This window comes from Limnohabitans sp. T6-5 (genome assembly GCF_003063315.1).
Classification (GTDB): Bacteria; Pseudomonadota; Gammaproteobacteria; order Burkholderiales; family Burkholderiaceae_C; genus Limnohabitans_A.
Genome location: NZ_NERV01000001.1, coordinates 1,221,524 through 1,244,024 on the forward strand (window position 1 = coordinate 1,221,524; position 22,501 = coordinate 1,244,024).

19 protein-coding genes are annotated in these 22,501 nt (G+C 61.7%); 13 read left to right on the plus strand and 6 right to left on the minus strand.

Annotation, left to right across the window (positions count from 1 at the left end; all coding sequences use genetic code 11):
• Positions 1-323: 323 nt before the first annotated feature.
• Positions 324-2,714 (minus strand): penicillin-binding protein 1A, encoded by a 2,391-nt coding sequence (locus B9Z51_RS05205; protein ID WP_108372362.1) that lies wholly within the window; start codon positions 2,712-2,714, stop codon positions 324-326.
• 192 nt (positions 2,715-2,906) lie between these two features.
• On the opposite strand from B9Z51_RS05205, the gene pilM reads away from it, so the two are divergent.
• The 12 genes from pilM to B9Z51_RS05265 all read left to right on the plus strand — a co-directional run bounded on the left by pilM (position 2,907) and on the right by B9Z51_RS05265 (position 15,770).
• On the plus strand, positions 2,907-3,638 hold the full coding sequence (gene pilM, locus B9Z51_RS05210) for a pilus assembly protein PilM (RefSeq protein ID WP_108372364.1): 732 nt from the start codon (positions 2,907-2,909) through the stop codon (positions 3,636-3,638).
• Positions 3,635-4,264 carry a hypothetical protein gene (locus B9Z51_RS05215; RefSeq protein ID WP_146187685.1) on the plus strand — a complete coding sequence of 210 codons (630 nt, stop codon included), beginning with the start codon at positions 3,635-3,637 and terminating at the stop codon, positions 4,262-4,264. The genes pilM and B9Z51_RS05215 overlap by 4 nt, the downstream gene beginning before the upstream one ends.
• Positions 4,261-5,310, plus strand: coding sequence for a hypothetical protein (locus B9Z51_RS05220; RefSeq protein WP_146187686.1), 1,050 nt, complete (start codon positions 4,261-4,263; stop codon positions 5,308-5,310). The genes B9Z51_RS05215 and B9Z51_RS05220 overlap by 4 nt, the downstream gene beginning before the upstream one ends.
• On the plus strand, positions 5,310-6,770 hold the full coding sequence (locus tag B9Z51_RS05225; protein ID WP_233254827.1) for a type IV pilus secretin PilQ: 1,461 nt from the start codon (positions 5,310-5,312) through the stop codon (positions 6,768-6,770). The genes B9Z51_RS05220 and B9Z51_RS05225 overlap by 1 nt, the downstream gene beginning before the upstream one ends.
• A gap of 87 nt (positions 6,771-6,857) precedes the next feature.
• Positions 6,858-7,388, plus strand: coding sequence for a shikimate kinase (locus tag B9Z51_RS05230; RefSeq protein ID WP_108372372.1), 531 nt, complete (start codon positions 6,858-6,860; stop codon positions 7,386-7,388).
• Positions 7,389-8,107: 719 nt separating this feature from the next.
• Positions 8,108-9,220: a 3-dehydroquinate synthase gene (gene aroB / locus B9Z51_RS05235; RefSeq protein WP_108372374.1), complete on the plus strand. Its 1,113-nt coding sequence runs from the start codon at positions 8,108-8,110 to the stop codon at positions 9,218-9,220.
• Positions 9,221-9,225: 5 nt separating this feature from the next.
• Positions 9,226-10,407 (plus strand): deoxyguanosinetriphosphate triphosphohydrolase, encoded by a 1,182-nt coding sequence (locus tag B9Z51_RS05240; RefSeq protein WP_108372376.1) that lies wholly within the window; start codon positions 9,226-9,228, stop codon positions 10,405-10,407.
• Positions 10,408-10,546: 139 nt separating this feature from the next.
• Positions 10,547-11,734 (plus strand): CynX/NimT family MFS transporter, encoded by a 1,188-nt coding sequence (locus tag B9Z51_RS05245; RefSeq protein WP_108372378.1) that lies wholly within the window; start codon positions 10,547-10,549, stop codon positions 11,732-11,734.
• A gap of 298 nt (positions 11,735-12,032) precedes the next feature.
• Complete coding sequence (locus B9Z51_RS19075; protein WP_199227453.1) at positions 12,033-13,085, plus strand: ATP-binding protein; 1,053 nt, start codon at positions 12,033-12,035, stop codon at positions 13,083-13,085.
• A gap of 3 nt (positions 13,086-13,088) precedes the next feature.
• Positions 13,089-14,159 (plus strand): virulence RhuM family protein, encoded by a 1,071-nt coding sequence (locus B9Z51_RS05255; protein ID WP_108372382.1) that lies wholly within the window; start codon positions 13,089-13,091, stop codon positions 14,157-14,159.
• Positions 14,160-14,192: 33 nt separating this feature from the next.
• Positions 14,193-14,744, plus strand: a complete 552-nt coding sequence (locus B9Z51_RS05260) for a DUF1415 domain-containing protein (RefSeq protein ID WP_108372384.1) — start codon at positions 14,193-14,195, stop codon at positions 14,742-14,744.
• A gap of 141 nt (positions 14,745-14,885) precedes the next feature.
• A complete protein-coding gene (locus B9Z51_RS05265) occupies positions 14,886-15,770 on the plus strand; it encodes an SAM-dependent methyltransferase (RefSeq protein ID WP_108372386.1) in 885 nt (294 codons plus the stop codon).
• A 157-nt stretch (positions 15,771-15,927) separates the two neighbouring features.
• Here the strand turns inward: B9Z51_RS05265 and B9Z51_RS05270 are convergent, their stop codons facing one another.
• The 5 genes from B9Z51_RS05270 to B9Z51_RS18515 all read right to left on the minus strand — a co-directional run bounded on the left by B9Z51_RS05270 (position 15,928) and on the right by B9Z51_RS18515 (position 21,583).
• Positions 15,928-16,680, minus strand: a complete 753-nt coding sequence (locus B9Z51_RS05270) for a hypothetical protein (RefSeq protein ID WP_108372388.1) — start codon at positions 16,678-16,680, stop codon at positions 15,928-15,930.
• Positions 16,681-17,334: 654 nt separating this feature from the next.
• The gene (locus B9Z51_RS05275; protein ID WP_108372390.1) at positions 17,335-18,300 is read right to left on the minus strand and encodes a tripartite tricarboxylate transporter substrate binding protein; all 966 of its coding nucleotides are present in this window, start codon (positions 18,298-18,300) and stop codon (positions 17,335-17,337) included.
• A gap of 28 nt (positions 18,301-18,328) precedes the next feature.
• Entirely contained in the window at positions 18,329-18,631 is a 303-nt protein-coding gene (locus B9Z51_RS05280; protein ID WP_108372391.1) for a hypothetical protein, read from the minus strand.
• 1 nt (position 18,632) lies between these two features.
• Positions 18,633-19,988: an acyclic terpene utilization AtuA family protein gene (locus B9Z51_RS05285; protein WP_108372393.1), complete on the minus strand. Its 1,356-nt coding sequence runs from the start codon at positions 19,986-19,988 to the stop codon at positions 18,633-18,635.
• A gap of 50 nt (positions 19,989-20,038) precedes the next feature.
• On the minus strand, positions 20,039-21,583 hold the full coding sequence (locus tag B9Z51_RS18515; protein WP_199227454.1) for a rhodanese-like domain-containing protein: 1,545 nt from the start codon (positions 21,581-21,583) through the stop codon (positions 20,039-20,041).
• A 123-nt stretch (positions 21,584-21,706) separates the two neighbouring features.
• On the opposite strand from B9Z51_RS18515, the gene B9Z51_RS05295 reads away from it, so the two are divergent.
• Complete coding sequence (locus B9Z51_RS05295; RefSeq protein WP_108372395.1) at positions 21,707-22,402, plus strand: transposase; 696 nt, start codon at positions 21,707-21,709, stop codon at positions 22,400-22,402.
• Positions 22,403-22,501: the final 99 nt, after the last annotated feature.

The window sequence follows — 22,501 nt, forward strand, 5'->3', positions numbered from 1 at the left end:
AACAATGTCGGACTCTGTGAGTGCCGACCTGCGCAAACCAACGCAGTCTTGTAGGTCGGTGGTCGAAGACCCCGACAACGGCCTGCCAAGCCCTGTCGCCAGTCACAAGTCCGCAGCCCCATTCAACAATGTCGGACTCTGTGAGTGCCGACCTGCGCAAACCAATGCCGTCTTGTAGGTCGGTGGTCGAAGACCCCGACAGCGGCTGGGCAGGCCCTGTCGCCAGTCAGAAGCCCGCAGCCCCATTCAACAATGTCGGACTCTGCGAGTGCCGACCTACGGAACCCAACTGCGCCTCGCAGGTCGGTGGTTTCGGCCACGACTCAGTGCCGGAACAGATCGAGGATCTTGCTTTTCTCTTCGTTGGGCGGCGCAGGGGCCGGGGCTTTGGCGGTGCCTTCATTGCCTGTGCCCAAGGTGCTGATGCCGCCGCCTTTGGCGAACTCTTCAAACATCCAGTCGCCGTTCACATTGACCACGCCTTCGGGCACGGGCGGCTCGGATACCGGCGTGCCGCGCAGCGCTGTTTCCATGAAGCTGATCCACACGGGCAGGCTCAAGCCGCCACCGGTTTCGCGGTCACCCAGTTTGCGCGGGGTGTCGTAGCCCATCCAGACCACTGCCGCCAGGTGTGGTTGGTAGCCTGCAAACCAGGCGTCCATCGAATCGTTGGTGGTGCCGGTTTTGCCGTAAATGTCGGGCCTGCGCAGCATGGCTTGCGCGCGCGCTGCGGTGCCTGATCGGGTGACCTCTTGCAGCAGGCTGCTCATCACAAAGGCGTTGCGCTCGGGCAGGGTGTGCTGCTCTTCGGTCATTTGCGTGGGCAGCGGGCTGTCCACCAATACGCGGTCTTTGAAGTCGCTGATGCGGGTGATCAGGTGTGGCTGCATGCGGTAACCGCCGTTGGCAAACACCGAGTAAGCCGTGGCCATTTGCATGGGCGTGACCGAGCCTGCACCCAAGGCCATGGTCAGGTAGGCGGGGTGTTTGTCTTCGTCAAAACCGAAGCGGGTGATCCACTCTTGCGCATTGCGTGCGCCGACCGCTTGCAGCACGCGAATCGAGATCATGTTTTTCGACTTGGCGAGACCCCGGCGCAGCGTCATGGGGCCATCGAAGGTGCCGTCGTAGTTTTTGGGTTCCCAGGGTTGGCCGCCCGTCACGCCTGCATCGAAAAACAAGGGAGCATCGTTGACCACCGTGGCAGGCGTGAAGCCTTTTTCGAGGGCTGCCGAATAAATGAAGGGCTTGAAGCTCGAGCCCGGCTGGCGCCATGCTTGCGTGACGTGGTTGAACTTGTTTTTGGCGTAGTCAAAGCCACCCACCAGAGCGCGGATGGCGCCAGTTTGAGGGGTGATGGCCACAAAGGCGCCTTCCACTTCGGGCAGTTGCGTGATCATCCACAGCCCTTTGGGGGTCTGGGTGATGCGGATCACCGCGCCTTTGCGCAGCTGTTTGGCCGGAGGTGCTTTTTCGGATAAACCCGATTGCGCAGGCTTGAGGCCATCGCCGGTGATGCTGATCTGCTCGCCGTTTTGACGCACCACCACCACTTTGCGGGGCGAGGCTTCGAGCACCACGGCCGACATCACATCACCGTTGTCGGGGTGGTCGTCCAGCGCATCGTCGATGGCTTCTTCCATCTTTTTGGGGTCCGTCGGCAGATCGACAAACTTTTCCGGGCCACGGTAAATTTGGCGACTTTCGAAATCCATGATGCCCTGGCGCAGGGCTTTGTAGGCCGCCATCTGCTCGGTGGATTGCACCGTGGTGTAGACGTTCAGACCCCGGGTGTAGGTGTCCTGGCCGTACTGGGCAAATACCATCTGGCGCACGGTTTCGGCCACGTATTCAGCGTGCAGGGTGCGCTTGTCGCCCGAGGTGCGCAGATTCAGCGGCTCGGCTTTGGCGGCCTTGGCCTGTTCTGCGGTGATGTATTTGCTGTCCTCCATGCGCTCGATGATGTAGAGCTGGCGCGAACGTGCGCGTTTGGGGTTGCTGATCGGGTTGTAGGCCGAGGGGGCCTTGGGCAGACCGGCCAGCATGGCGGCTTCAGCGATGCTGATGTCTTTGAGCGGCTTGCCAAAGTAGGTTTCTGCCGCTGAGGCAAAACCATAGGCCCGATTGCCCAGATAAATCTGGTTCATGTAGACCTCCAGAATCTGGTCCTTGGTCAGCAGGTGTTCGAGCTTGTAGGTCAGCAAAATTTCATAAATTTTGCGTGTGAAGGTTTTCTCGGATGACAGGTAGACATTGCGTGCCACCTGCATGGTGATGGTCGATGCCCCCTGGCTTTTGGCTCGCCCGATGTTGGCCAAACCGGCGCGCAACAGACCAATATAGTCCAGGCCTCCGTGCTGGTAAAAACGGTTGTCTTCGATGGACAGCACCGCGTTTTTCATGACCTGGGGGATGTCCTTGATGGGGGTGAGGTTGCGGCGCTCTTCGCCAAATTCACCCATCAACACGCCATCGGCGGTGTAGATGCGCAGCGGCAGTTTGGGTTTGTAGTCGGCCAAGTCCGAGATGTCGGGCAAGTTGGGATAAGCCACCACCATGGCCACACCCACCACCAACAGGATCGAGGCCAGCCCCGCTGCCATGATGCCCATGGCCCAGAGGGCCAATTTGACCAGCCAGGATGGCACCCGAGATGGACTGGCAACGTCACCGGGGCGCTGCTTTTCAGAAGAGGGGGTGTCTTTGGATGGCATAGATGGGGGAAGGGTGGGGGCACCTGGCAGGATGCAAGGTGCCCGCCATTATAAAAATCCCACCTCACTCCATGGCGGCATTGAAATTTAAAAAGACTTCTTTTGTATTCAAAAAAGTTGTTGCCTCACAGGATTCATGTTACAAAACCTTTCTCACAAGGCCAGACAAGGCCTCCTTCAGGGAGTTTCGGCATGAAAGGCTTGGTTCGGTGGTGGCAGCGCATCAGTGCACGGCCCATGCGCTGGGGTTGGGGTTTGGCGCCGCAGGGGCAGGCATGGTCTTTGGTGGGCTTACAGCGGCAAAGTGAACTCTTGGCCAAAGTTCAGACCACCCAGGCCCTGCAGCCCCCGACTCGCGACCACGGCGAGGACTTGCGTTGGCTCAGCCATGCCCTGCGACAAATTGGCGCAGCCCAAAATGGCGCGGGGCAACGTCTGAGCATGGCATTGCCATTGACGGGGCTGGCTTCGGGTCAGATTGAATTCCCGGCGCAATTGTCAGAAGACGAATGGCAAGCTGAAGTGCAATTGGAGGCCTCTCAGGCCTTGGGGCTCGAGCCCGATGAGGTCAATTTTGATTTTCAACCCGAGCCAGCGTCTGGGGCGCTGGTGCGACGCGTGCAGTGGGTCGGGTGTGCCAAAACACACATTGCCGAATTTAAAACCTGCACGCGTGCGGCGGGCTGGCGTCTGGTCACGGTGGAGCCCGAGCTGCATGCCGCTCGCCGTGCGGCAGCGGCATTGCAAGGCGGTTTGCACAGCATGTTGACGCAGCCCACTCAAGACTGGCAATTTCGTTTGTCTACAGACCCCGCCACCACACGCACCGTGGCGCCCACCGATGCGGCCTTGCTGCAAGCCATGGCCTCGCCTGTGGGGCCATGTTTGGTGGCCGCAGGCCTGGCATTGAAGGCCTGGTCATGAGCACCGCATTCAATTTGCTGCATTACCCCACTTTGGCGCAGCAGCAAAGGCGGCGCCACCGTGGGTGGACAGGCAGCTTGGGGATGGTCGTGGGCTGCGCAGCGGCCTGGGTCCTGTTGCAATGGCAAGCTGCCAAAACCGAGGAACTGCAAGCCGAGCAAGTGCAGCTGCAACGCACACTGAACGAGCGCAATCAACGTTTGAAAGTGCTACAGGCGCAACGCATGCAGGCGCAAACGCAAGGCTTACAACGCCAGCAATTGAGCCAGATCGCGCAACACCAACACAGCTGGGTGGTCTGGCACGAGGCCCTGCTGGCCGAGGCGCAACGCGGCAACTTGCGGCTGGAGCGGCTGCAAGCGCAAGGCGACAAGCTGGAGTTGCAAGGTAATGCCCCCAGCGTGGCGGCCATGACCGCGTCACGCCAGCACCTGGCCGATCAGTCGGGGCAGCCGGTGCACTTGGCCAGTTGGGCGGCCGTCGACACCCAAGGCGATGCCGCGACTGCGCGACCCTCTCAAGCCTCTCCTGCGACGCCGGTGTCCTTTGTCTGGCAGGCCGCCTGGACAGCTGCTCAGCCACCCACAGACGCGGTGGGCGCCGCGCAGTCCAAGGGGGCGCGATGAACCTCGGTCAATGGGCGGACGTCTGGATGCTTGACCACCATGCCCGTGGGGCGGCGTGGTCGCAACTGCAAAACAAGGGGGCTCGCTGGTTGCGCCGCTGGGCCTGGGGTTTGGGCAGTGCGTTGTTGGGGGCGTGCGCGGTCGTGTGGGGGCATTCGGACGTTACAGACGCCTATGCCCAGGCCGATCAAGCGCTGAAGGGTACGCGGCAACAGCTCGCCGCATTGCCGCCGCCAGCCCCCTTGAAAGCACAGGATGCAGAGCTGGAGCAGCGAGACGTGCTGGCCCGCTTGCCCGGACAGGCGCAGTCAGGCCGCATTTGGCAGGACTTGCAGCAGACCCTGAGCCAGCACGGCCTGCGCGTGCTGGCTTTGCGCCCCTTGGTCAGTGAGCTGCCGCGCAAGCTGCCGGGCCGCGCAGCCCCCCTGGCCGACAAGGTGTCGCCTGTGCCCAGTCAAGCCGTGGCGTTGCGCTTGATCGCGCCTTTTGAACGCTGGGTTCAGGCCTGGGCGGCCTTCGCGGATGCGGGCCCTGTCTGGTCTGTAGACAACCTGAGCATCGTGGCGTTGCCTGAAGCGTCAGAGGTGCAAATTGATGCCGTGCTGCGCGTGTGGATGCGCCCAGGCGACAGCACTTGGCAATCGTGGCCAGGGCAAGACGCATCCAGCGGCCAGGCCAAGCAGGTGCTGCGCCAGGCGCCTGCTGTGCAGGCCTCGCAGCTGTTTGCGCCGCCCGGCTCGGCCGCCTTGCCGGTGACGCCCGCCGGGCTGACGCGGGTGCCGGCCAATGCGGCACAGCCAGAGCCAGACAGCTTGAGCGACGACCCAACACACTGGCCCTTGGCACGCCTGCGCCTGGCCGGTGTCTGGCAGCAAGGGGCAGATCGGCACGCCGTTCTGGTGGCTGGGCCGCATTGGGCACGGGTGCAAGCGGGTCAACGCGTCACGCAAGAGGGGCACCGGGTGGTGACCATCACGAGCGAAGGGGTGACGCTGCGCCCCGCGCACGGGCCGGTGCATGTGCTTCAGTGGCAAGGGGGGCGATGATGACAAACCTGTTGGCTAGGACCTGCTGGACGGCCTTGGGCTGCATTGGGGCGCTGTGTGCAGCGGCGCAAAACCCGCCCACCCCGGTGCCTGGGGCCACGGCTTTTCCGGTGGAGTGGCCTGCCTCCGCCCCCGCGCCCGACAACCGGCCGATCAGCCTGAATTTTCAGAACATCGAGTTGCGCGCCTTGCTGCAAGTGTTTGCCGAGTTTTCCGGGCTCAACCTGGTGCTGACCGACAACGTCAGTGGCCCTGTCACGGTGCGTTTGAACGAGGTGCCTTGGCAGCAGGCGCTGGACATCGTGCTGCAATCCAAGGGGCTGAGCTCGCGCCAGGAAGGGCGCGTTTTGTGGGTGGCGCCGCAAGGCGAATGGGCGCTGCGCGAGAAAAAGCAGCGCGACGCCCAGGCCGCCCTGGACGCCGTCAGCCCCTTGAGCTTTTGGTCACTGCGCCTGCAATACGCCCGTGCCAGTGAGGTGGCGCAGCGCTTGCAAGGCGGGGGTGCAGCCCCTGGCGCTGGGGGGGCCGGTGGCGCCACCGCTGGGGCGGGAGGCGGGCGCTGGCTCAGCCCGCGTGGCACCGTGTTGGCCGAGCCGCGCACCAACCAGCTGTTCATCTCCGATTTACCCGCCCGGCTGGCCGACATCCAGCACATGATCGCGCTGCTTGATGTGCCGGTGCGCCAAATCCTGATCGAGGCGCGCATCGTCGAAGCCGACGACCAGTTTGGCCAATCGCTGGGTGTGCGCCTGGGGGCGGGCCTGGCCGTTCCCCTGAAAGTGCAGGGCAACAGCCAAACCCTCAGCATGGGGGCCACCAACCAGCCCGCGGCGGCGGGTGTGGCCAACGGCAACCAGGTGAATTTGCCTGCTGGCAGCGCGGGCCAAACGGTCAACACCCCCGCCACCTTTGCCGTTTCGCTGTTCAACGCTGCAGCCGACCGGTTCATCAACGTCGAACTCTCGGCCCTCGAAGCCGCTGGCCTGGGTAAAGTGGTCTCGCGCCCCCGCGTGGTGACGGCAGACCAGACCAAGGCCCTGATCGAGCAAGGCACCGAATTGCCCTATCAAAGCTCGGCAGGCATTGGCGTGACCGCCATCTCGTTTCGCAAAGCCAACCTCAAACTCGAAGTCACGCCCCAGATCACCCCCGATGGCTCGGTCGTGCTCGATGTGGATGTGAACCGGGATAGCGTGGGGCAGCTCACTGGGGCGGGCTACGCCATCAACACCAAACACGTCAAAACCCAGGTGCGCGTGGAAGACGGCGGCACCGCCGTGCTGGGCGGCATTTTTGAAGAAACCCGCCGCAACGACGAAGCCAAGGTGCCGGGGCTGGGCGATGTGCCGGGCCTGGGCTGGCTCTTCAAAAACCGCGACCAGACCCAGCGCAAAAGTGAACTGCTGATCTTTTTGACCCCCCGGGTGGTGGCCGACGCACCCGCCAGCTTGCCGCCGTAAGGGCAGCCGCGGGTCGAATACACTTGCACACTCTGAACGGCACGCCCTTTGTTGCGGCGCGTGCAGACTACTTCGTGTGAGACTTCCTTGAGCATCATCTTCGTGGGCCTTCCGGGCTCAGGCAAAACCACCATCGGCAGGCAATTGGCGCGCCGCTTGGGCGTGCCTTTTGTGGATTCCGACCATGTGATTGAAGAGCGTTTGGGCTGCTCTATCCGGGAATACTTTGCCCGCGAAGGCGAAGACAGCTTTCGCGATGTGGAGCAGCAAGTGCTCGACGACCTGACCCAAACCCAGCAAGGCGTCATTGCCACCGGCGGCGGCTCCGTTTTGCGCGAGGTCAATCGCCAACACCTGCACGAACGCGGCCACGTCATTTATCTGCGTTCCACCCCCGAAGACGTCTACCGCCGCGTGCGCCACGACACGGCCCGGCCCCTGCTGCAAGTGGACGACCCCATGGCCCGCCTGCGAGCGCTGTACGAATCCCGCGACCTCCTCTACCGAGAGGCCGCCCACTACGTGATCGAAACCGGCCGCCCCTCCGTGCCCACCCTGGTCAACATGATCACCATGCAACTGGAACTGGCTGGCCACCTGCCCGCCAAGTCTTCCTAAGCGCCCACCCAGCTGCCGACCTACGGCCTATGGCCGAGCACCCCATTCGCGCGACAGTGCTGCATTTGTAGGTCGGCGGTCGTAGACCCCGACATGAGCCTACACCGAAGGCACAACATCGGACTCTTCGAGTACCGACCTACAAGACAGTCCCCATGTGCGCGCTCGACAGTGCTGCATTTGTAGGTCGGCGGTCGAAGACCCCGACATGGGCCTACACCGAAGGCACAACGTCGGACTCTTGGAGTACCGACCTACAAGACATTCCCCATGTGCGCGCGACAGTGCTGCATTCGTAGGTCGGTGGTCGAAGACCCCGACATGGGCCTACACCGAAGGCACAACGTCGGACTCTTGGAGTACCGACCTACAAGACAGTCCCCATCTGTGCGCGACAGTGCTGCATTTGTAGGTCGGCGGTCGAAGACCCCGACATGGGCCTACACCGAAGGCACAACGTCGGACTCTTGGAGTACCGACCTACAAGACAGTCCCCATGTGCGCGCGACAGTGCTGCATTCGTAGGTCGGCGGTCGAAGACCCCGACATGAGCCTACGTCGAACGTACAACGTCGGACTCTTGGAGTACCGACCTACAAGACAGCCCCCATGTGCGCGCGACAGTGCTGCATTTGTAGGTCGGCGGTCGAAGACCCCGACAAAATCCCCGCCTATCCGGGATCATGCCCAAGCCCCTCAAAGCCCTACACTTACGGCCTATGTCCGAGCACTCCATTTCCATTGAACAGGTCGCCATCTCGCTGGACGACCGCAGTTACCACATCCAGATTGGCCAGGGCCTGCTGAGCCGCCCCGATACCTGGGCTGGCCTGCCCAAGGCGCAGACGGCCATGATCGTGACCAACGACACCATCGCGCCGCTCTACGAAGCCGCTTTGCGCAGCGCCATTGCCCCGCATTACAAACAAATCCACACCGTGGTCCTGCCCGACGGCGAGGCGCACAAAGACTGGCAAACCCTGAACCTGATTTTTGACGCCCTGCTGGGCCAAGGCTGCGACCGCAAGACCGTGCTGTTTGCGCTGGGTGGCGGCGTGATCGGTGACATGACCGGCTTTGCTGCCGCCAGCTACATGCGCGGCGTGCCCTTTGTGCAAGTACCCACCACGCTGCTGTCCCAGGTCGACTCGTCGGTCGGCGGCAAAACCGCCATCAACCACCCGCTGGGCAAAAACATGATCGGCGCCTTCTACCAGCCAGTGCGCGTGGTCTGCGACCTGAACACCCTGGCCACCTTGCCCACGCGTGAGCTGAGCGCAGGCCTGGCCGAAGTCATCAAATACGGCCCGATTGCCGACATGGCCTTCTTCGACTGGATCGAGGCCCACATCGAAGCGCTCATGGCGCAAGACCCGACAGCCCTGGCGCATGCCGTCAAGCGCAGCTGCGAAATCAAGGCCTGGGTGGTCGGGCAAGACGAACGCGAAGCGGGCCTGCGCGCCATCCTCAACTTTGGCCACACCTTCGGCCACGCCATCGAGGCGGGTTTGGGCTTTGGCACCTGGCTGCACGGCGAAGCCGTGGGCTGCGGCATGGTCATGGCCGCCGAACTGTCGCACCGCCTGGGCAAAGTCGATGCCGCCTTTGTGGCCCGGCTCAAGGCCTTGATCGAACGCGCAGGCCTGCCTGTGCGCGGCCCCATCATCGACGCCAGCGACAACGCCGGGCACTACATCGAACACATGCGCCTCGATAAAAAAGCCGAAGCCGGTGACATCAAGTTCGTCATCATCGACGGCCCCGGCCAGGCCGTTGTGTGCGGCGCGCCCGATGACATGGTGCGTGACGTGATCAACGCCTGTTGTAGTTGAGGCCCATGACCGAATCGGCTCTGGCGGGTTTGCCCGTGAACGTGTCAGGGCAAGGCAGCTTGTTGGCCCTGGCCTGCGACCCCGCCCAAACCCGGGGCCGCCGCTTTGCCGAGCCGCCTGCGCCCACGCGCAACGCTTTCCAGCGCGACCGGGACCGCATCGTGCATTCCACGGCGTTTCGGCGGCTGGTTTACAAGACGCAGGTGTTTTTGAACCACGAGGGGGATTTGTTCCGCACGCGGCTGACGCATTCATTGGAGGTGGCGCAGTTGGGCCGATCCATTGCGCGGGCGTTGGGGCTCAATGAGGATTTGGTCGAGGCCGTGGCGCTGGCGCATGACCTGGGCCACACGCCCTTTGGGCATGCCGGGCAAGACGCGCTGAACGAGTGCATGGCAGCGCACGGCGGTTTTGAGCACAACTTGCAAAGCTTGCGCGTGGTGGACCAGCTTGAAGAGCGTTACCCCGCGTTTGACGGCCTGAACCTGAGTTTTGAAACCCGCGAGGGCGTGCTCAAGCATTGTTCGCGGGCCAATGCCGAGCATCTGGAGCGGGCCGAGCCGGGCGGGGTGGGGCGGCGTTTCATTGACCGCACCCAGCCGAGTCTGGAGGCGCAGCTGTGCAATCTGGCCGACGCGATTGCCTACAACGCCCATGACATTGATGATGGGGTGCGTTCGGGCCTGATCAGCATGGGGCAGTTGCAGGAGGTGGCGCTGTTTGCCCACTACCACCAGCAGACCTTGAACGAGCACCCCGCCCTGTCTGAAAAGCCGCGCCGACTGCTGTATGAAACCATTCGCCGCATGCTGAGCGATCAGGTGTATGACGTGATCGACACCACCCGCCAGGCGGTGGCGCGTGCAGGGGTTCAGTCTGCTGACGAGGCCCGCCTGGCCGGGCCTTTGGTGGCTTTCAGCGCCGACATGAAAGCCCGTACGGCGGAACTCAAGAAGTTTTTGTTTGCGAGTCTGTACCGCCATCCGCAGGTCATGCAAACCACCGGCCAAGCCCAGCAGGCTGTGCGCGAGCTGTTTGCGGCGTATGTGGCGCGCCCTGCAGAAATGCCCGCTGACTTTGCAGCGGGCGCCGACTTGCATCGCGCCGTGGCCGATTACATCGCAGGCATGACCGACCGCTTTGCCCTGCGTGAACACGAACGCCTGACGGGGCGCAAGCTGCTGTGAACCGGATTGGGGAACTTCTTGCAGGTCGGTGGTCGAAGACCCCGACGTTGGTCGCTTGTGCGGCGGGGTTTGCACCAGCGCTGGTGGTGTGCCCAGCACATGTCGGACTCTTCGAGTGCCGACCTACAGGGCGGCTCGCATGAAGGCTGCTGAACGCTCGGCCTGGGTGGTCGTTTTGGCTGGCGGCGTGGCCGCCTTGCAGGTGGGCAAGCTGCCCCCGGCCTTGCCTGCGCTGCAAGCCGAGCTGGGCATCACGCTGGTGCAATCGGGGTTTCTCTTGTCCATCGTGCAACTGGCGGGCTTGAGCCTGGCGGTGTTCATGGGCCTGCTGGCCGACGGCATGGGGCTCAAGCGCAGCATGGTCCGCGGTCTGTGCCTGCTGGCGCTTGCCAGTGGCCTGGGCGGCTTTGCCACTTCGGTCACGGCGCTGCTCGTGTTGCGTGCCATCGAAGGTCTGGGCTTTTTGCTGGTGGCTTTGCCTGCCCCTGCCTTGATCCGCCGCCTGGTGCTGCCTGCGCAACTGCCCGGCATGTTGGGCGTGTGGGGCGCTTACATGCCCACGGGCACCGCGCTGGCTTTGTTGCTGGGGCCGCTGTTCATTCCGGCCTGGGGCTGGGGTGCCTGGTGGTGGTTGTTTTCGGCGGTCTCGCTGGCGATGGCGCTTTGGCTGTACCGCGCTGTGCCTGCAGACCCCCCCGTCGATGTGGCCCGCGCAGGGCAGGGCGCTTGGAGCCGTTTGCGCCTGACCTTGAGCGCGCGCGGCCCCTGGTTGGTGGCGCTGACTTTTGGCATGTATTCGGGCCAGTGGCTGGCGGTGGTGGGGTTCCTGCCGTCCATCTACGCAGCTGCGGGCGTGAGCGGCGCGCTGCTGGGCGTGCTCACCGCCATGGCTGCGGCCGTCAACATCGTGGGCAACATGGCCTCGGGCCGCCTGCTGCAACGCGGCTGGGCGCCGCGCTCCACCTTGTGGCTGGGCTTTGGCGCGATGGCCGTGGGCAGCACGCTGGCCTTTGCTTCCTTCACCGAAACCCAGCCCTGGTTGCGCTTTGCCGGTGTGCTCTTGTTCTCTGGCGTGGGTGGTTTGGTGCCGGGCACCTTGTTCAGCCTGGCGGTACGGCTGGCCCCAGGCGAGCAGCAAGTGGCCACCACCGTGGGCTGGGTACAGCAGCTGTCGGCCCTGGGCCAGTTTGCCGGGCCGCCCTTGGTGGCGGCGGTGGCGGCGCGTGCAGGCGGCTGGCAGTTCACGCCGCTCGTCACGGTGGGGTGTTGCGTGGTGGGGGCTGGGCTGGCTTGGGGGGCGAGTCAAGCGCTGAAACGTCAGGTTTGATGGCCAACACATGCGCGCCAGTTAAGCCAGGGTATCGGATCAGCAGGTGGTGTTTCAATCACTGATGCGCGGCCTATGGATCCGGCCCTGTTAAGTATTCAATGATCAAAGGTTTTGTAGGTCGGCCGCTTGAGCTCCGACAAGTAGCCTATGCCGAAGCTCGCAATGTCGGCTCTATTGCCACCGACCTACGGGGTGACCGTGCAACCATTTCAAACTTCGGCGTGACGGTTCAATGATCAGTCGCTTGCCATCCCAACCGACAGAGCCACAGTTCTCGACACGGCACAATCACCGGATGACTGATATGCCATTGCCCAAAATCGCCGACACCGTGCGCGGGCTTGAGCGAGCTGTGATCGGTCTGAGCCCGTGCCCCTTTGACAAAGCACCGCATGTGAAGGGTCAGATTCACTATGGCGAGAGCAAAGCACAAGGCTTCGAGATCAACGACACCTTTTTGCACAATCTTGACCTTGACGTACCGGACAGCGAACGCCTGAATTACGCCGCCTACTTGCTGGCGGATACCAACAGCATTTCCATCAAGGTCGCCAAATATGCAGGCACCGACAAATGCGACCTGATTGAAAACCAGGAATACGGCTACTGCTCATTGCTCAAGGCCACGCACCGTGTGCTCGACAAGCTCGAAATCGAAAACCGCACCCTGACGCGCATTACCGGCGCGGCAGAGCGCGAGCAGCGCCGCTTGTTCAACGCCCGCGCCCTGCGCGAAGCGTTGATCAACGCCATCATCCACAACGACTACACGGCCGAGGTGCCACCGCTGGTGGAGATTTATGCTGACCGGCTCAGCATCACATCCTATGGTGGGCTGTTGAGTGGTTTGAGTCTGGAAGAATGCCTGAGCGGCCGATCCATGCCACGCAACCGTGAACTGATGCGGGTGTTCCGGGACATGGAACTGGTCGAGCACCTGGGCTCCGGCATGCGGCGCATCTTGAGCGCCTATGACAGCCACATCGTGCACATCAGCGAGCACTTTTTTGAACTGCGTTTTCCGATGGCGTCTGAAGCCCTGGCGCTTATCCCCGAAGGGGCAGAGTCAGGGGCAGAGTCGGGGGCAGAGTCGGGGGCAGAGTCGTTATCGAAAAAAATCCTGCATCTTCTTCGCGACGCCGCTTTATCCAAGTCCGAACTCTCAAGCCAATTGGGCCTCAAGTCCGTCACTGGCGCACTGAACCGCGCAGTCAATGCGCTGCTGGAGGCCCATTGGATTGAAAGAACCCTGCCCGACAAACCCCAAAGCCGCTTGCAAAAATACCGACTGACGCATGCGGGGCGGCAATGGATGGGGAAATCGGATAGCCAGATTTCAAAGGCTTAGACCATGACACAACGTAAATCACCGCAGCCGTCCAAGTCAAAAGAGGTGTCCATCGTCCGCTCTTCAGCGGCCGAATACCTGACCTTCATCGCCGCCAGCGGTCAGGGCGGCGTAGAGGCGATTTATGCAGACGAGAGCATCTGGCTCACACAAAAGATGATGGCCGAGCTCTACGGCGTGAACGTGCGCACGGTCAATGAGCATTTGAAAACAATCTTTGCCGACAGCGAGCTGCAGGAAGATTCAGTTATCCGGAAATTCCGGATAACTGCCGCCGACGGCAAAAGCTACAACACCTTGCATTACATGCTGCCCGCCATCATCGCGGTGGGCTACAAAGTCAATTCCGAGCGGGCGGTGCAGTTCCGCAAGTGGGCCACGGGCATCATCGACGAGTTCACCATCAAAGCCTATGTGATGGACGATGAGCGCATCAAGGCGGGCGGCTCCATTCTGACCGAGCAGTATTTTGAAGAGCAGGTTCAGCGCGTCCGTGAGATCCGCTTATCCGAACGGAAGTTTTACCAGAAGGTCACCGACATCTACGCCACGGCGATCGACTACGACGTGACGGCGCAGGCCACCCAGCGGTTTTTTGCCACGGTGCAAAACAAGCTGCATTGGGCCATCCATGGGCAAACAGCGGCCGAGGTCATTTACAACCGAGCAGATGCGAGCAGGGACCAGATGGGGCTGACCTCGTGGAAGGATGCGCCGCTGGGCAAGATCCAGAAATTCGATGTGGTGGTGGACAAGAACTACCTGAGCGAGTCGGAAATGGCGCAGCTCTCGCGCCTGGTCAACGCCTATCTGGATGTGACCGAAGACATGGCCCAACGCAAAATGCCCATGACGATGCAGGATTGGGAGACCCGCCTGAACCGTTTCATCGCCGCCACCGACCGCGAGGTCCTGCAAGACGCGGGCAAAGTCAGCGCCGAAATTGCCAAGGCGCATGCCGAAAGCGAGTTCGAGAAATACCGCATCGTGCAGGACCGTTTGTTTGAAAGCGACTTTGACCGCTTGGTCCAACAAGCTGGCTTTGGGGCTTCTTTAGTGGACGACGGTGTCTGAATAGCTGCCCGCCCAACAGGCACAATCTCGCCCATGACCGACCTGAACACCCCCGAAATTGCCGACACCGTGCGCTGGCTTGAGCGCGCCGTGATTGGCCTGAACTTGTGCCCCTTTGCCAAAGCCCCGCATGTCAAGGGCCAGATCCATTACGTGGTGAGCGAGGCCAAGGGCCTCGAAGGCCTGCGTGATGAACTGATCGAACAACTGCAAGTGCTGGCCGTCTTGCCCGCTGAAGAGCGCGAGACCGTGCTGCTGATCGTGCCGCACATGCTGCAGGATTTTCTGGAGTTCAACGACTTTCTGGACGAGGCCGATGCCGTGCTGCAAGAGCTCGATTTGGAGGGTGTGTTTCAGGTGGCCAGTTTCCACCCGCAATTCCAGTTCGCCGACACCGAGCCGGACGACATCAGCAACTTCACCAACCGCTCGCCTTACCCCACGCTGCACCTGCTGCGCGAGGAAAGCATCGACCGGGCGGTGGAGGCTTTCCCTGAAGCCGAGATGATTTACGAGACCAACATCGAGACCCTGGACAAGCTGGGGGCTGAGGGCTGGAAAGCTTTGGATGTGGGTGCTCATTGACGTTGTGTTGCCTCCTCTGTCGGGGTCTTTGACCACCGACCTGCACACTGCAAATCCTCCGCCGGCGCGCAGAGAATCTCTGAAACCTCTCCTGTAGGTCGGTACTCGAAGAGTCCGACATGCCTGCACACTGACCTCCTCATGAAACGCTCCACCAAAAACACCCCCACCACCAGCCTTGACGCGCTCCCACCCGAAGTGCGCCCTGGCCAGTCCATCGAGTTGCTCAAGCAATTGCACATTCTGACCCGCGAAGGCAAGCTCAACCAAGACTCGCGCCGCAAGCTCAAGCAGGTCTACCACCTGTTCCAGTTCATCGAAAAGCTGCTCAAGGAGTTGCCAACCAGCGACACCGGCCCCACGCTGGCCGACCATGGCGCGGGCAAGTCTTATCTGGGCTTCATCATTTACGACCTGTTTTTCAAGGCACTGGGTCAAGGCACGATCTACGGCATTGAGACGCGAAGCGAGCTGGTGGAGTCGTCCAAGGCTTTGGCCCAGCGGCTGGGTTTTGAGCGCATGCGTTTTCTGAACGTGAGCGTGGCCGAATCTACCCAAAGCGACGAATTGCCCGCGCAAATCGACGTGGTCACCGCGCTGCACGCCTGCGACACTGCGACCGACGACGCCATCGCCTTTGGTCTGCAAAAGAAAGCCCGCTACATGGTGCTGGTGCCCTGCTGCCAGGCCGAGCTGGCCCGAGCGCTCAACCAGAACAAGGCGCTGAATCTGCAGCGCACGCCCCTGGCTGAACTCTGGCGCCACCCTCTGCACACCCGTGAAGTGGGCAGCCAGCTGACCAACGTGCTGCGCTGCCTGTATCTGGAGTCACAAGGCTACGCGGTGACGGTGACTGAGTTGGTCGGCTGGGAACACAGCATGAAGAACGAGCTGATTTTGGCCAAGTACACGGGCCAGAAAAAGCGTTCAGCGGGCGAACGCTTGCAGGCGTTGCTCAAGGAGTTTGGGGTGGAGGGCTTGATGGGCGGGCGGTATCCCTTGGTAGGCGTTATCGCCCAGGCGTGAGGCCGCGCTTATCTGTTCGGTGTTCAAAATGCTGCACATGGTAGGAGCCAGCCCTGCTGGCGATATGACGCTTGTGGGCCACGGGCTTTACGCATGCAGGGCAAGCGCCTACAAAACCTGAGCAAGTCGCAGTGCCTTCAGTGCCAAAAATCAAACCTCATGGGACCGGATCAAGTGATCGGGAGCTGGTGCTGGTGCTGGTGCATGCATCAAGCCCCATTCCCAGCACCTGTGCCTCAATGCTGCCCGCGCCCACGCTGTCCAGCCCCTCGGCCATGACTGAAAAGTTCTGTGTCCAACGGCCGCTTTGCAGGGGCTCAGCATAGAGGCGGGGCAGGTGGATGTCCCAGGCTGATCGGTGGTCTGGCTGTGGGGTGGGCGCACTCAGGCGGTGCATGGGGTAGCGGAAAACCAGGGTGCCGGTGGCGTCACTCAGGGTCAGGTAAAGGCATTCTCCGGGGGCTAAAGCTTGTTCCAGTTCGCACTGGACCCGACAGGTGGCGTGGTGGGCACCGATGAAGGCATTGAGGGGGAGCGTGCCTCTGGGGGCGAAGAGTTCCAGCTGCTGCACGCGATCACCGAAGCCATAGATCCGATCGTGGGCCAGATGGTGGGCACGCACAGCAGGCCAGACGTGGTGGCGCAAAAACAGTTGGTCTGCGTAGCGACGCCAGGCCGCGTCGCCTTGAGTCTGCACAAAGTCGGCCATGCTTTTGGCGATGCCGCGCAGCACGCCTGAGCGGATGCCCAGCAGCCCCGCCAGGATGAGTTCGGTGTGGCAGCAGTCGTCGCGGATGATGTGAAACGCCTGACCCGATTGGCGCCATTGCTGCACGGCCTGCGCTTCTCGGGCATCGATGAGGGCGTCCACATCGCGCACCACAACGCAATCGGCCTGTGCGTCGTCCATGGGCCAAAAAACGCCAGAACGTGGCGGGCAGCTGCTGGCCTTGTGCGTTCATGGGCAAGCATTGGGCGCCCAGGCTGATCAGTCGCTGCACCAGGGCGGGGGGCACCGAGTCGTCCAGATAGAAACGGCAGACAAAATCGGGCAAATGCACGCGTGCAGCCAGCACATTGAGCACAGCCATTTCGCAGTAGCGAGGCAGCTGGCCGTAGAGGCTGAAAGACACCAGATTCAGGGGGCCGTGATGGGGCGCTTGCAAGGCATCAAAGCTGCGCGTGGCAGGCAGTTGGCAGGCTTCTTCGTCCTTGATGTGCAGGGCTGCGCGCCCCATGTCCACGGCGCGCGGGTGTTCGCCCAGTTCATAAAGCGCGTGCGCCAGATTGGCCAGCACGTACATGTTGCGCGGCTGCAAGGCCAGGGCCTGTTCGTAGAACACGCAAGACAGGCGGTGTTCGGCCAGGATCAGGTGCGCAAAACCCAGCTGTTCGTACACATAGGCCTGCTGCTCATCGTTGTGAACCCGTTTGAGCAATTCGCGCGCCGCTGCGATGGCGCGTTCTGGCTGTGCATAGACCTGGGACTCGACTTGCTCCACCAGGGGGGCCAAGTTTGGGGGGAACAGAGCAGCCATGCTCAACCGTCGTGCCGGGGGGGGGCTTATTCCGCCTCGATCTTCGCGTCGCGAATGGCTTTGGCCCACTTGGCAGTTTCGGCCTTGTTGCGCTGGGCCAGCGCCTCGGGTGTGCCGGGGCTGGTTTCAAAGCCAATCGCCGAGAACTTCTCGATGATGTCCTTGTCAGCCGCTGCTGCGTTCAGGGCTTTGTTGAGTTTGGCGATCACATCGGCCGGGGTGCCTGCCGGGGCGAACATCGCAAAGTAGGCGATCAGTTCGTAGTCTTTCAGGCCCAGGGCTTCGTTGACGGTGGGCAGCTCAGGGATGGCTTTGGAGCGTTGCATGGACGTGACGGCCAAGCCACGGATCTTGCCCGCTTTGACCTGGGGCAGCATGACCGCAAAGTCGGCCGTGAACAGGTTCACCTGGCCGCCGATCAGGTCGGTCATGGCGGCAGGGCCGCTCTTGTAGGGCACATGCGTCATCTGGATGCCCGACATGCTCATCAGCACTTCAGTGGACACGCGCTGCGATGTGCTGGCGCTGGCAAACGTGAGCTGAGTGGGCTTGGCTTTGGCGGCCGCAACGAGTTCCTTGAGGTTCTTGACGGGCACGTCGTTGTTAACGGCGACGATCAGGGGCACCGAGCCCATGTAGCCGATGGGTGCAAAAGCGGTGTCTTGATCGTAAGGCAGCTTTTTCATCAGGCTCTTGAGGGCGGCGTTGGTGCTGTTGGTGCCGACCATGAGGGTGTAGCCATCGGGCGCGGACTTGGCCACCGCGTCGGCACCCAGCATGCCGTTCACGCCCGCCTTGTTCTCGATGATGATGGGCTGGCCCAGTTGTTCGGACATTTTTTGCACGAAGGCACGGCCAATCTGGTCGGTGGCGCTGCCGGCCGCAAAGGGCACGATGGCCTTGATGGGTTTGCTGGGGTAGCTTTGGGCGTGAGCGGTGGCCGTGGCCATCAGGGTGGTGGCCAGCAAGGCGGCGAGGTGGATTTTTTTCATGTGAGGTTCCTGATTCAAAGGTTGGGGCTTATTCAATCACAAGGCTCAGCAGTTTGGCACTCAGGCATTTCCCGTGGGCATCCAGGGCCAGCGAGCGGGTCACGCCACCGCCCAAGGCCTGGTGCATCACGAAGTTGAGCGCGCCCAGCTGGGGCAGGCTGTAGCGTTCGACCTGGCCGTGCACGATGCCGGCGTAGTGCTGCTGAACCCGCTCGGGCGTCAGCGTTTTTTCGAGCAGCGCAAAGTCTTTTTTGTCGTAGGCAATCACCGACAGGGTGGAGCGGTTGCCTTTGTCTCCGGTGCGGGTGTGGGCGATGTCGCGCAGCAGCATGTCAGAGTCCTTCGGCGTTGAGCAGCACGGTGCTGGTGTGCACCGCGTCACGGGGCATCAGCACCGCCGCAGCGGCGATGACTTCGCGCACCGCGCGTGTGGCGCCGCCGCCGCCCGCCGGGCCGTTGAGGTAAAGCGCTTCGACTTCGTGCGCCACGTGTTGGGCCTGGCGCTGTGTGGGCACGCGCAGCGCCACGCGGGCGCGGACCTCGGCCGGTTCTGTGGGGGTGATCGGTCCGCCCGCAATGGCGTTGACGCCGATCAGGTCATAGCGGCCTTGATATTCGTTGTAGCCAGCATCGGCCAGCCGCGCGCGCACCAGATCGAGCGCGAGTTGTCCGCGTGCTTGTGCGCCCGGGCCTGCGTAAGAAATTTGACCCTCACCGATGAAGCCATCGCGGTAACCCACGGTGACTTTGAGCGTGTCGGTGCGCGGGCTGCCCTTGCCGCCCGTGACCTGCACGCGGTCGGGGCCGATCTGCGTCAGCTGCACTTGCGAGAAGTCGGCCACCACATCGGGCTGCAAGTAGCGCGCGGGGTTTTCGATTTCATAAAGCAGTTGTTCGGTGCAGGTGGCCACCGTGACGCAACCGCCCGAGCCCGCCACCTTGGTGATGACGGCATCGCCCGATGCGCTGACCTCGGCCAGCGGAAAGCCCAGACGCGCCATGTAGGGCACATCCTTGTAGCCCGGGTCGGCAAAGTAGCCCCCGGTGATCTGCGCCGCGCACTCGAGCAAATGGCCGACCAGCACGCCTTTGCCCAGGCGCGGCCAGTCGTCCAGCGCCCAGCCAAAGTGGTGCATCAAGGGTGCCAAAAACAGCGCCGGGTCGGCCACGCGGCCGGTGATGATGACCTGTGCGTCGGACTGCAAAGCGGGCAGTAAGGCCTCGGCGCCCAGGTAGGCGTTGGCCGAAATCAGTTGCGGCTGCAGTTCGGCCAGGGTCTGCTTGGATTCGAGCACGGGCAGTGACAGGTGGTTTGCCGTCAGCGTGGTCAGCACATCGTCGCCCAGCACCACAGCCACCTTGATCTGGGGCAGACCGAGTTCGCGCGCGATGGCCAGCACCGCGTGCCCGGCCTGCAAGGGGTTGGCCGCGCCCATGTTGCTGATGATGCGCACGCCTTGGCGGATGCAGGCGGGCAACACCGCCTCCATACGGGCCTGGAGCAGCGGGTCGAAACCTGCGGCCGGGTCTTTGGAGCGTTCAAGTTGTGCCAAGGCAATCGTGCGCTCGGCCAGGCACTCGAACACGAGATAGTCCAGCTGGCCTTTTTCTGCCAGCTCAAGTGCGGGCGGGATGCGGTCGCCCGCATAACCGGCACCAGCGCCAATTCGGAGTGTTGAGTTGTCCATCCGCAAAGCTTAATCGCACAAGCGCGAGTTGGCAGTCACCCAGGGAGGGCTCAATACAACACAGCAACAGGCACCCGACCCACGGTGGGCAAGCCCGCTTGGGTCCATGCCTTGAAGCCCCCTCGGTACCAAATGACTTGGGTGTAGCCCAGTTGGCGCGCACGCATGGCCGCATTCACGGACAACCAGCTTTCCGAGTGGCTGCAGTAAAAAACCACTGGTTTGTTCAGGTCTGGGGCGGCTGCCCGCAGCATCTGGCCAAAGCGCTCGGCATAGGGCTGCTCCAACTTGTCATCCTCGAAAGCCAGGCCGCTGTTGATGAAGCTCAGTGCACCGGGAATCACCGGGCCAAAGCTGGCCGCATCAATGACCACCGGGCGATCGGTTTGCCGCAAGGCTTGGGCCAATGTTCCTGTATCCCAGCGTTGAATGCCATCCAGTGATTTGGGGGTCATGCCCGTGAGCGCCTGACCCCAACGCAATTTGGACGGGGTGCTTGCACCCGGTTCATCGCGCTCTGCCTGAAGGTGTTCGAGAGAAGGTGTTGGCAACTGGCCCAACATGGCAGCGGCTTGGGCACTCTCCTCGTCGTAAAGGGGCAGCACCTCATGCTCGTTGACGGACACCAAACGGCAAAGTTTGGCGTTGTTTTTGGCGTGGTTGCAGTGATACAGCGCCCCCAGCATGGCCAGTCCGGGGTCATCCACACCCCAGCGCACGCCATAACCCGATTTGCCCCAGCCAATCGCCATGGCTTTGTTGTGATTGGCACTCAGATAGTTGTTGAAAGTGCGTTGTCCAATGGTCTTGCACAGCAATTGGCCTTTGCAAAGTCCTTCAATCAGTACCCCGGCGCGGTCATGCATGTCCACCATGGGCTCGCCCAGAGATTTGCCAAAAAAGCCCAGCTGTACTTTCATGCTGGCGGGCAATTGCAGCGGCACGGTCTCGGTTTGCGTCACCACACCCAGACTGAAGGCGTCTTTGCCGGTATGTTGTTGGCATTGATCGAAAGGCGTTTGACCGGTTGGGCAGAACCAGGGCGTTCTGTCTTTTTCTTGCGTGCGTTTGAGTTCGCGGATTCTTAAAAATCCAGAAGCCTCTTGGATGTCGTTCAGCGCTTGGTTGATGACCTGGGCCTCAAATTTGTCGCCCATTTGCTGTTTGTACCAGTCGAACATCTGGGGCATAAAAGTTGAATTGACGCGTTTGGAGTCCCGGTCGTGTGCGCCGTGAATGCCGACCATGGTGACTCTTGGCAAGCTTCCCGTGCCAAAGGCTCTTACTTGTCCGGCCATGAAAATCAGCGAGCATGCCGACATGCAGGCCCCCGAAGCCAAGGTGGTGATCTTGGCGTCTCGGACCATGCGTGCCACTTGCATACCAGTCCAGAGGTCACCCCCAGGCCCGTTGACCAAAATCAGCCGCTCAATGCCGCCTTGAGCAAGTGCATCCTTGAACTGCACAAAGTCATGATCGACGGTGGGTCCCGTAGCGAATAGGTCCTTGCCCACGCGTTCCAGTGTCATGGCCTGCGAGTTGGCGGACAGCCAAAACGAGAGGCACAAAATCAATGCTTTGAAAACACGGCTCATCATGACCTCGCGCAACAGTGGACAAACTGGCCCGTATTTTTGCATTTAAGAGTAGTGCTTTGAGGCTCAATTTAATTGGGGTCAGATCCCAATTAAACTGCGAATCTCACAAAGGGAGTCACCATGGCCCGCCAACCCCGCCTGACCGTTTCAGGCTATCCCCACCACGTCATTCAGCGCGGCAATGACCGCCAGGCCATCGTGCGCGACGATGCGGATCGCGAGCGCTTGCTGGCACTGTGGCAAGAGCATGCGCAAACTTTCAAGGTGGCCATTCATGCCTACGTGATCATGGACAACCATTTCCATTTGCTGCTCAACCCAGAAACCGATGAGAGCCTGCCTCAGATGATGCAGGCGGTTGGCCGGGCGTATGTGCGCTATTTCAATCTTCGGCATCAGCGCACGGGCACACTGTGGGAGGGGCGCTACCGCAGCAACCTCATTGAGAGTGAGCGCTATCTTTTAGCCTGCATGGTCTACATTGATCTGAATCCTGTGCGAGCAGGCATGGTGGCACAAGCGGCTGATTTCAAATGGTCCAGCCACAGGCACTGTATTGGGCTGGTGAGCGACAAATTGGTGACGCCGCACGCCCTGTTTTGGGGCTTGGGCAACACCCCTTTTGCGCGCGAAGCGGCTTATGCCGAGCTGGTTCAGACCGGTCTGGAGTTGTCGAAGAAGGATCAATTGACCCGCAGTGCGCTGGCGGGTTGGGCTTTGGGGTCACCCGGTTTTGTCAACGAACTACAGCAAGCGACCACTCGTCGGCTCTTGCCTGGCAAGGCGGGGCGGCCGTTCAAAAAGTCTGTGGATTGAATCTGTCCCCAATTAAAAATGGGATTGTCAAAACCGTAAATTAATTGGGATCTGACCCCAATTAAATAGCTTGGCATGGTTGCTGCAGTGCACTATGAT

Bases quoted from the DNA above. Each gene is read 5' to 3' on its own strand.
- B9Z51_RS05205 (WP_108372362.1), bottom strand. From the start codon at position 2,714: ATGCCATCCAAAGACACCCCCTCTTCTGAAAAGCAGCGCCCCGGTGAC.
- pilM (WP_108372364.1), top strand. From the start codon at position 2,907: ATGAAAGGCTTGGTTCGGTGGTGGCAGCGCATCAGTGCACGGCCCATG.
- B9Z51_RS05215 (WP_146187685.1), top strand. From the start codon at position 3,635: ATGAGCACCGCATTCAATTTGCTGCATTACCCCACTTTGGCGCAGCAG.
- B9Z51_RS05220 (WP_146187686.1), top strand. From the start codon at position 4,261: ATGAACCTCGGTCAATGGGCGGACGTCTGGATGCTTGACCACCATGCC.
- B9Z51_RS05225 (WP_233254827.1), top strand. From the start codon at position 5,310: ATGACAAACCTGTTGGCTAGGACCTGCTGGACGGCCTTGGGCTGCATT.
- aroB (WP_108372374.1), top strand. From the start codon at position 8,108: ATGTCCGAGCACTCCATTTCCATTGAACAGGTCGCCATCTCGCTGGAC.
- B9Z51_RS05240 (WP_108372376.1), top strand. From the start codon at position 9,226: ATGACCGAATCGGCTCTGGCGGGTTTGCCCGTGAACGTGTCAGGGCAA.
- B9Z51_RS05245 (WP_108372378.1), top strand. From the start codon at position 10,547: ATGAAGGCTGCTGAACGCTCGGCCTGGGTGGTCGTTTTGGCTGGCGGC.
- B9Z51_RS19075 (WP_199227453.1), top strand. From the start codon at position 12,033: ATGACTGATATGCCATTGCCCAAAATCGCCGACACCGTGCGCGGGCTT.
- B9Z51_RS05255 (WP_108372382.1), top strand. From the start codon at position 13,089: ATGACACAACGTAAATCACCGCAGCCGTCCAAGTCAAAAGAGGTGTCC.
- B9Z51_RS05260 (WP_108372384.1), top strand. From the start codon at position 14,193: ATGACCGACCTGAACACCCCCGAAATTGCCGACACCGTGCGCTGGCTT.
- B9Z51_RS05265 (WP_108372386.1), top strand. From the start codon at position 14,886: ATGAAACGCTCCACCAAAAACACCCCCACCACCAGCCTTGACGCGCTC.
- B9Z51_RS05270 (WP_108372388.1), bottom strand. From the start codon at position 16,680: ATGGACGACGCACAGGCCGATTGCGTTGTGGTGCGCGATGTGGACGCC.
- B9Z51_RS05275 (WP_108372390.1), bottom strand. From the start codon at position 18,300: ATGAAAAAAATCCACCTCGCCGCCTTGCTGGCCACCACCCTGATGGCC.
- B9Z51_RS05280 (WP_108372391.1), bottom strand. From the start codon at position 18,631: ATGCTGCTGCGCGACATCGCCCACACCCGCACCGGAGACAAAGGCAAC.
- B9Z51_RS05285 (WP_108372393.1), bottom strand. From the start codon at position 19,988: ATGGACAACTCAACACTCCGAATTGGCGCTGGTGCCGGTTATGCGGGC.
- B9Z51_RS18515 (WP_199227454.1), bottom strand. From the start codon at position 21,583: ATGAGCCGTGTTTTCAAAGCATTGATTTTGTGCCTCTCGTTTTGGCTG.
- B9Z51_RS05295 (WP_108372395.1), top strand. From the start codon at position 21,707: ATGGCCCGCCAACCCCGCCTGACCGTTTCAGGCTATCCCCACCACGTC.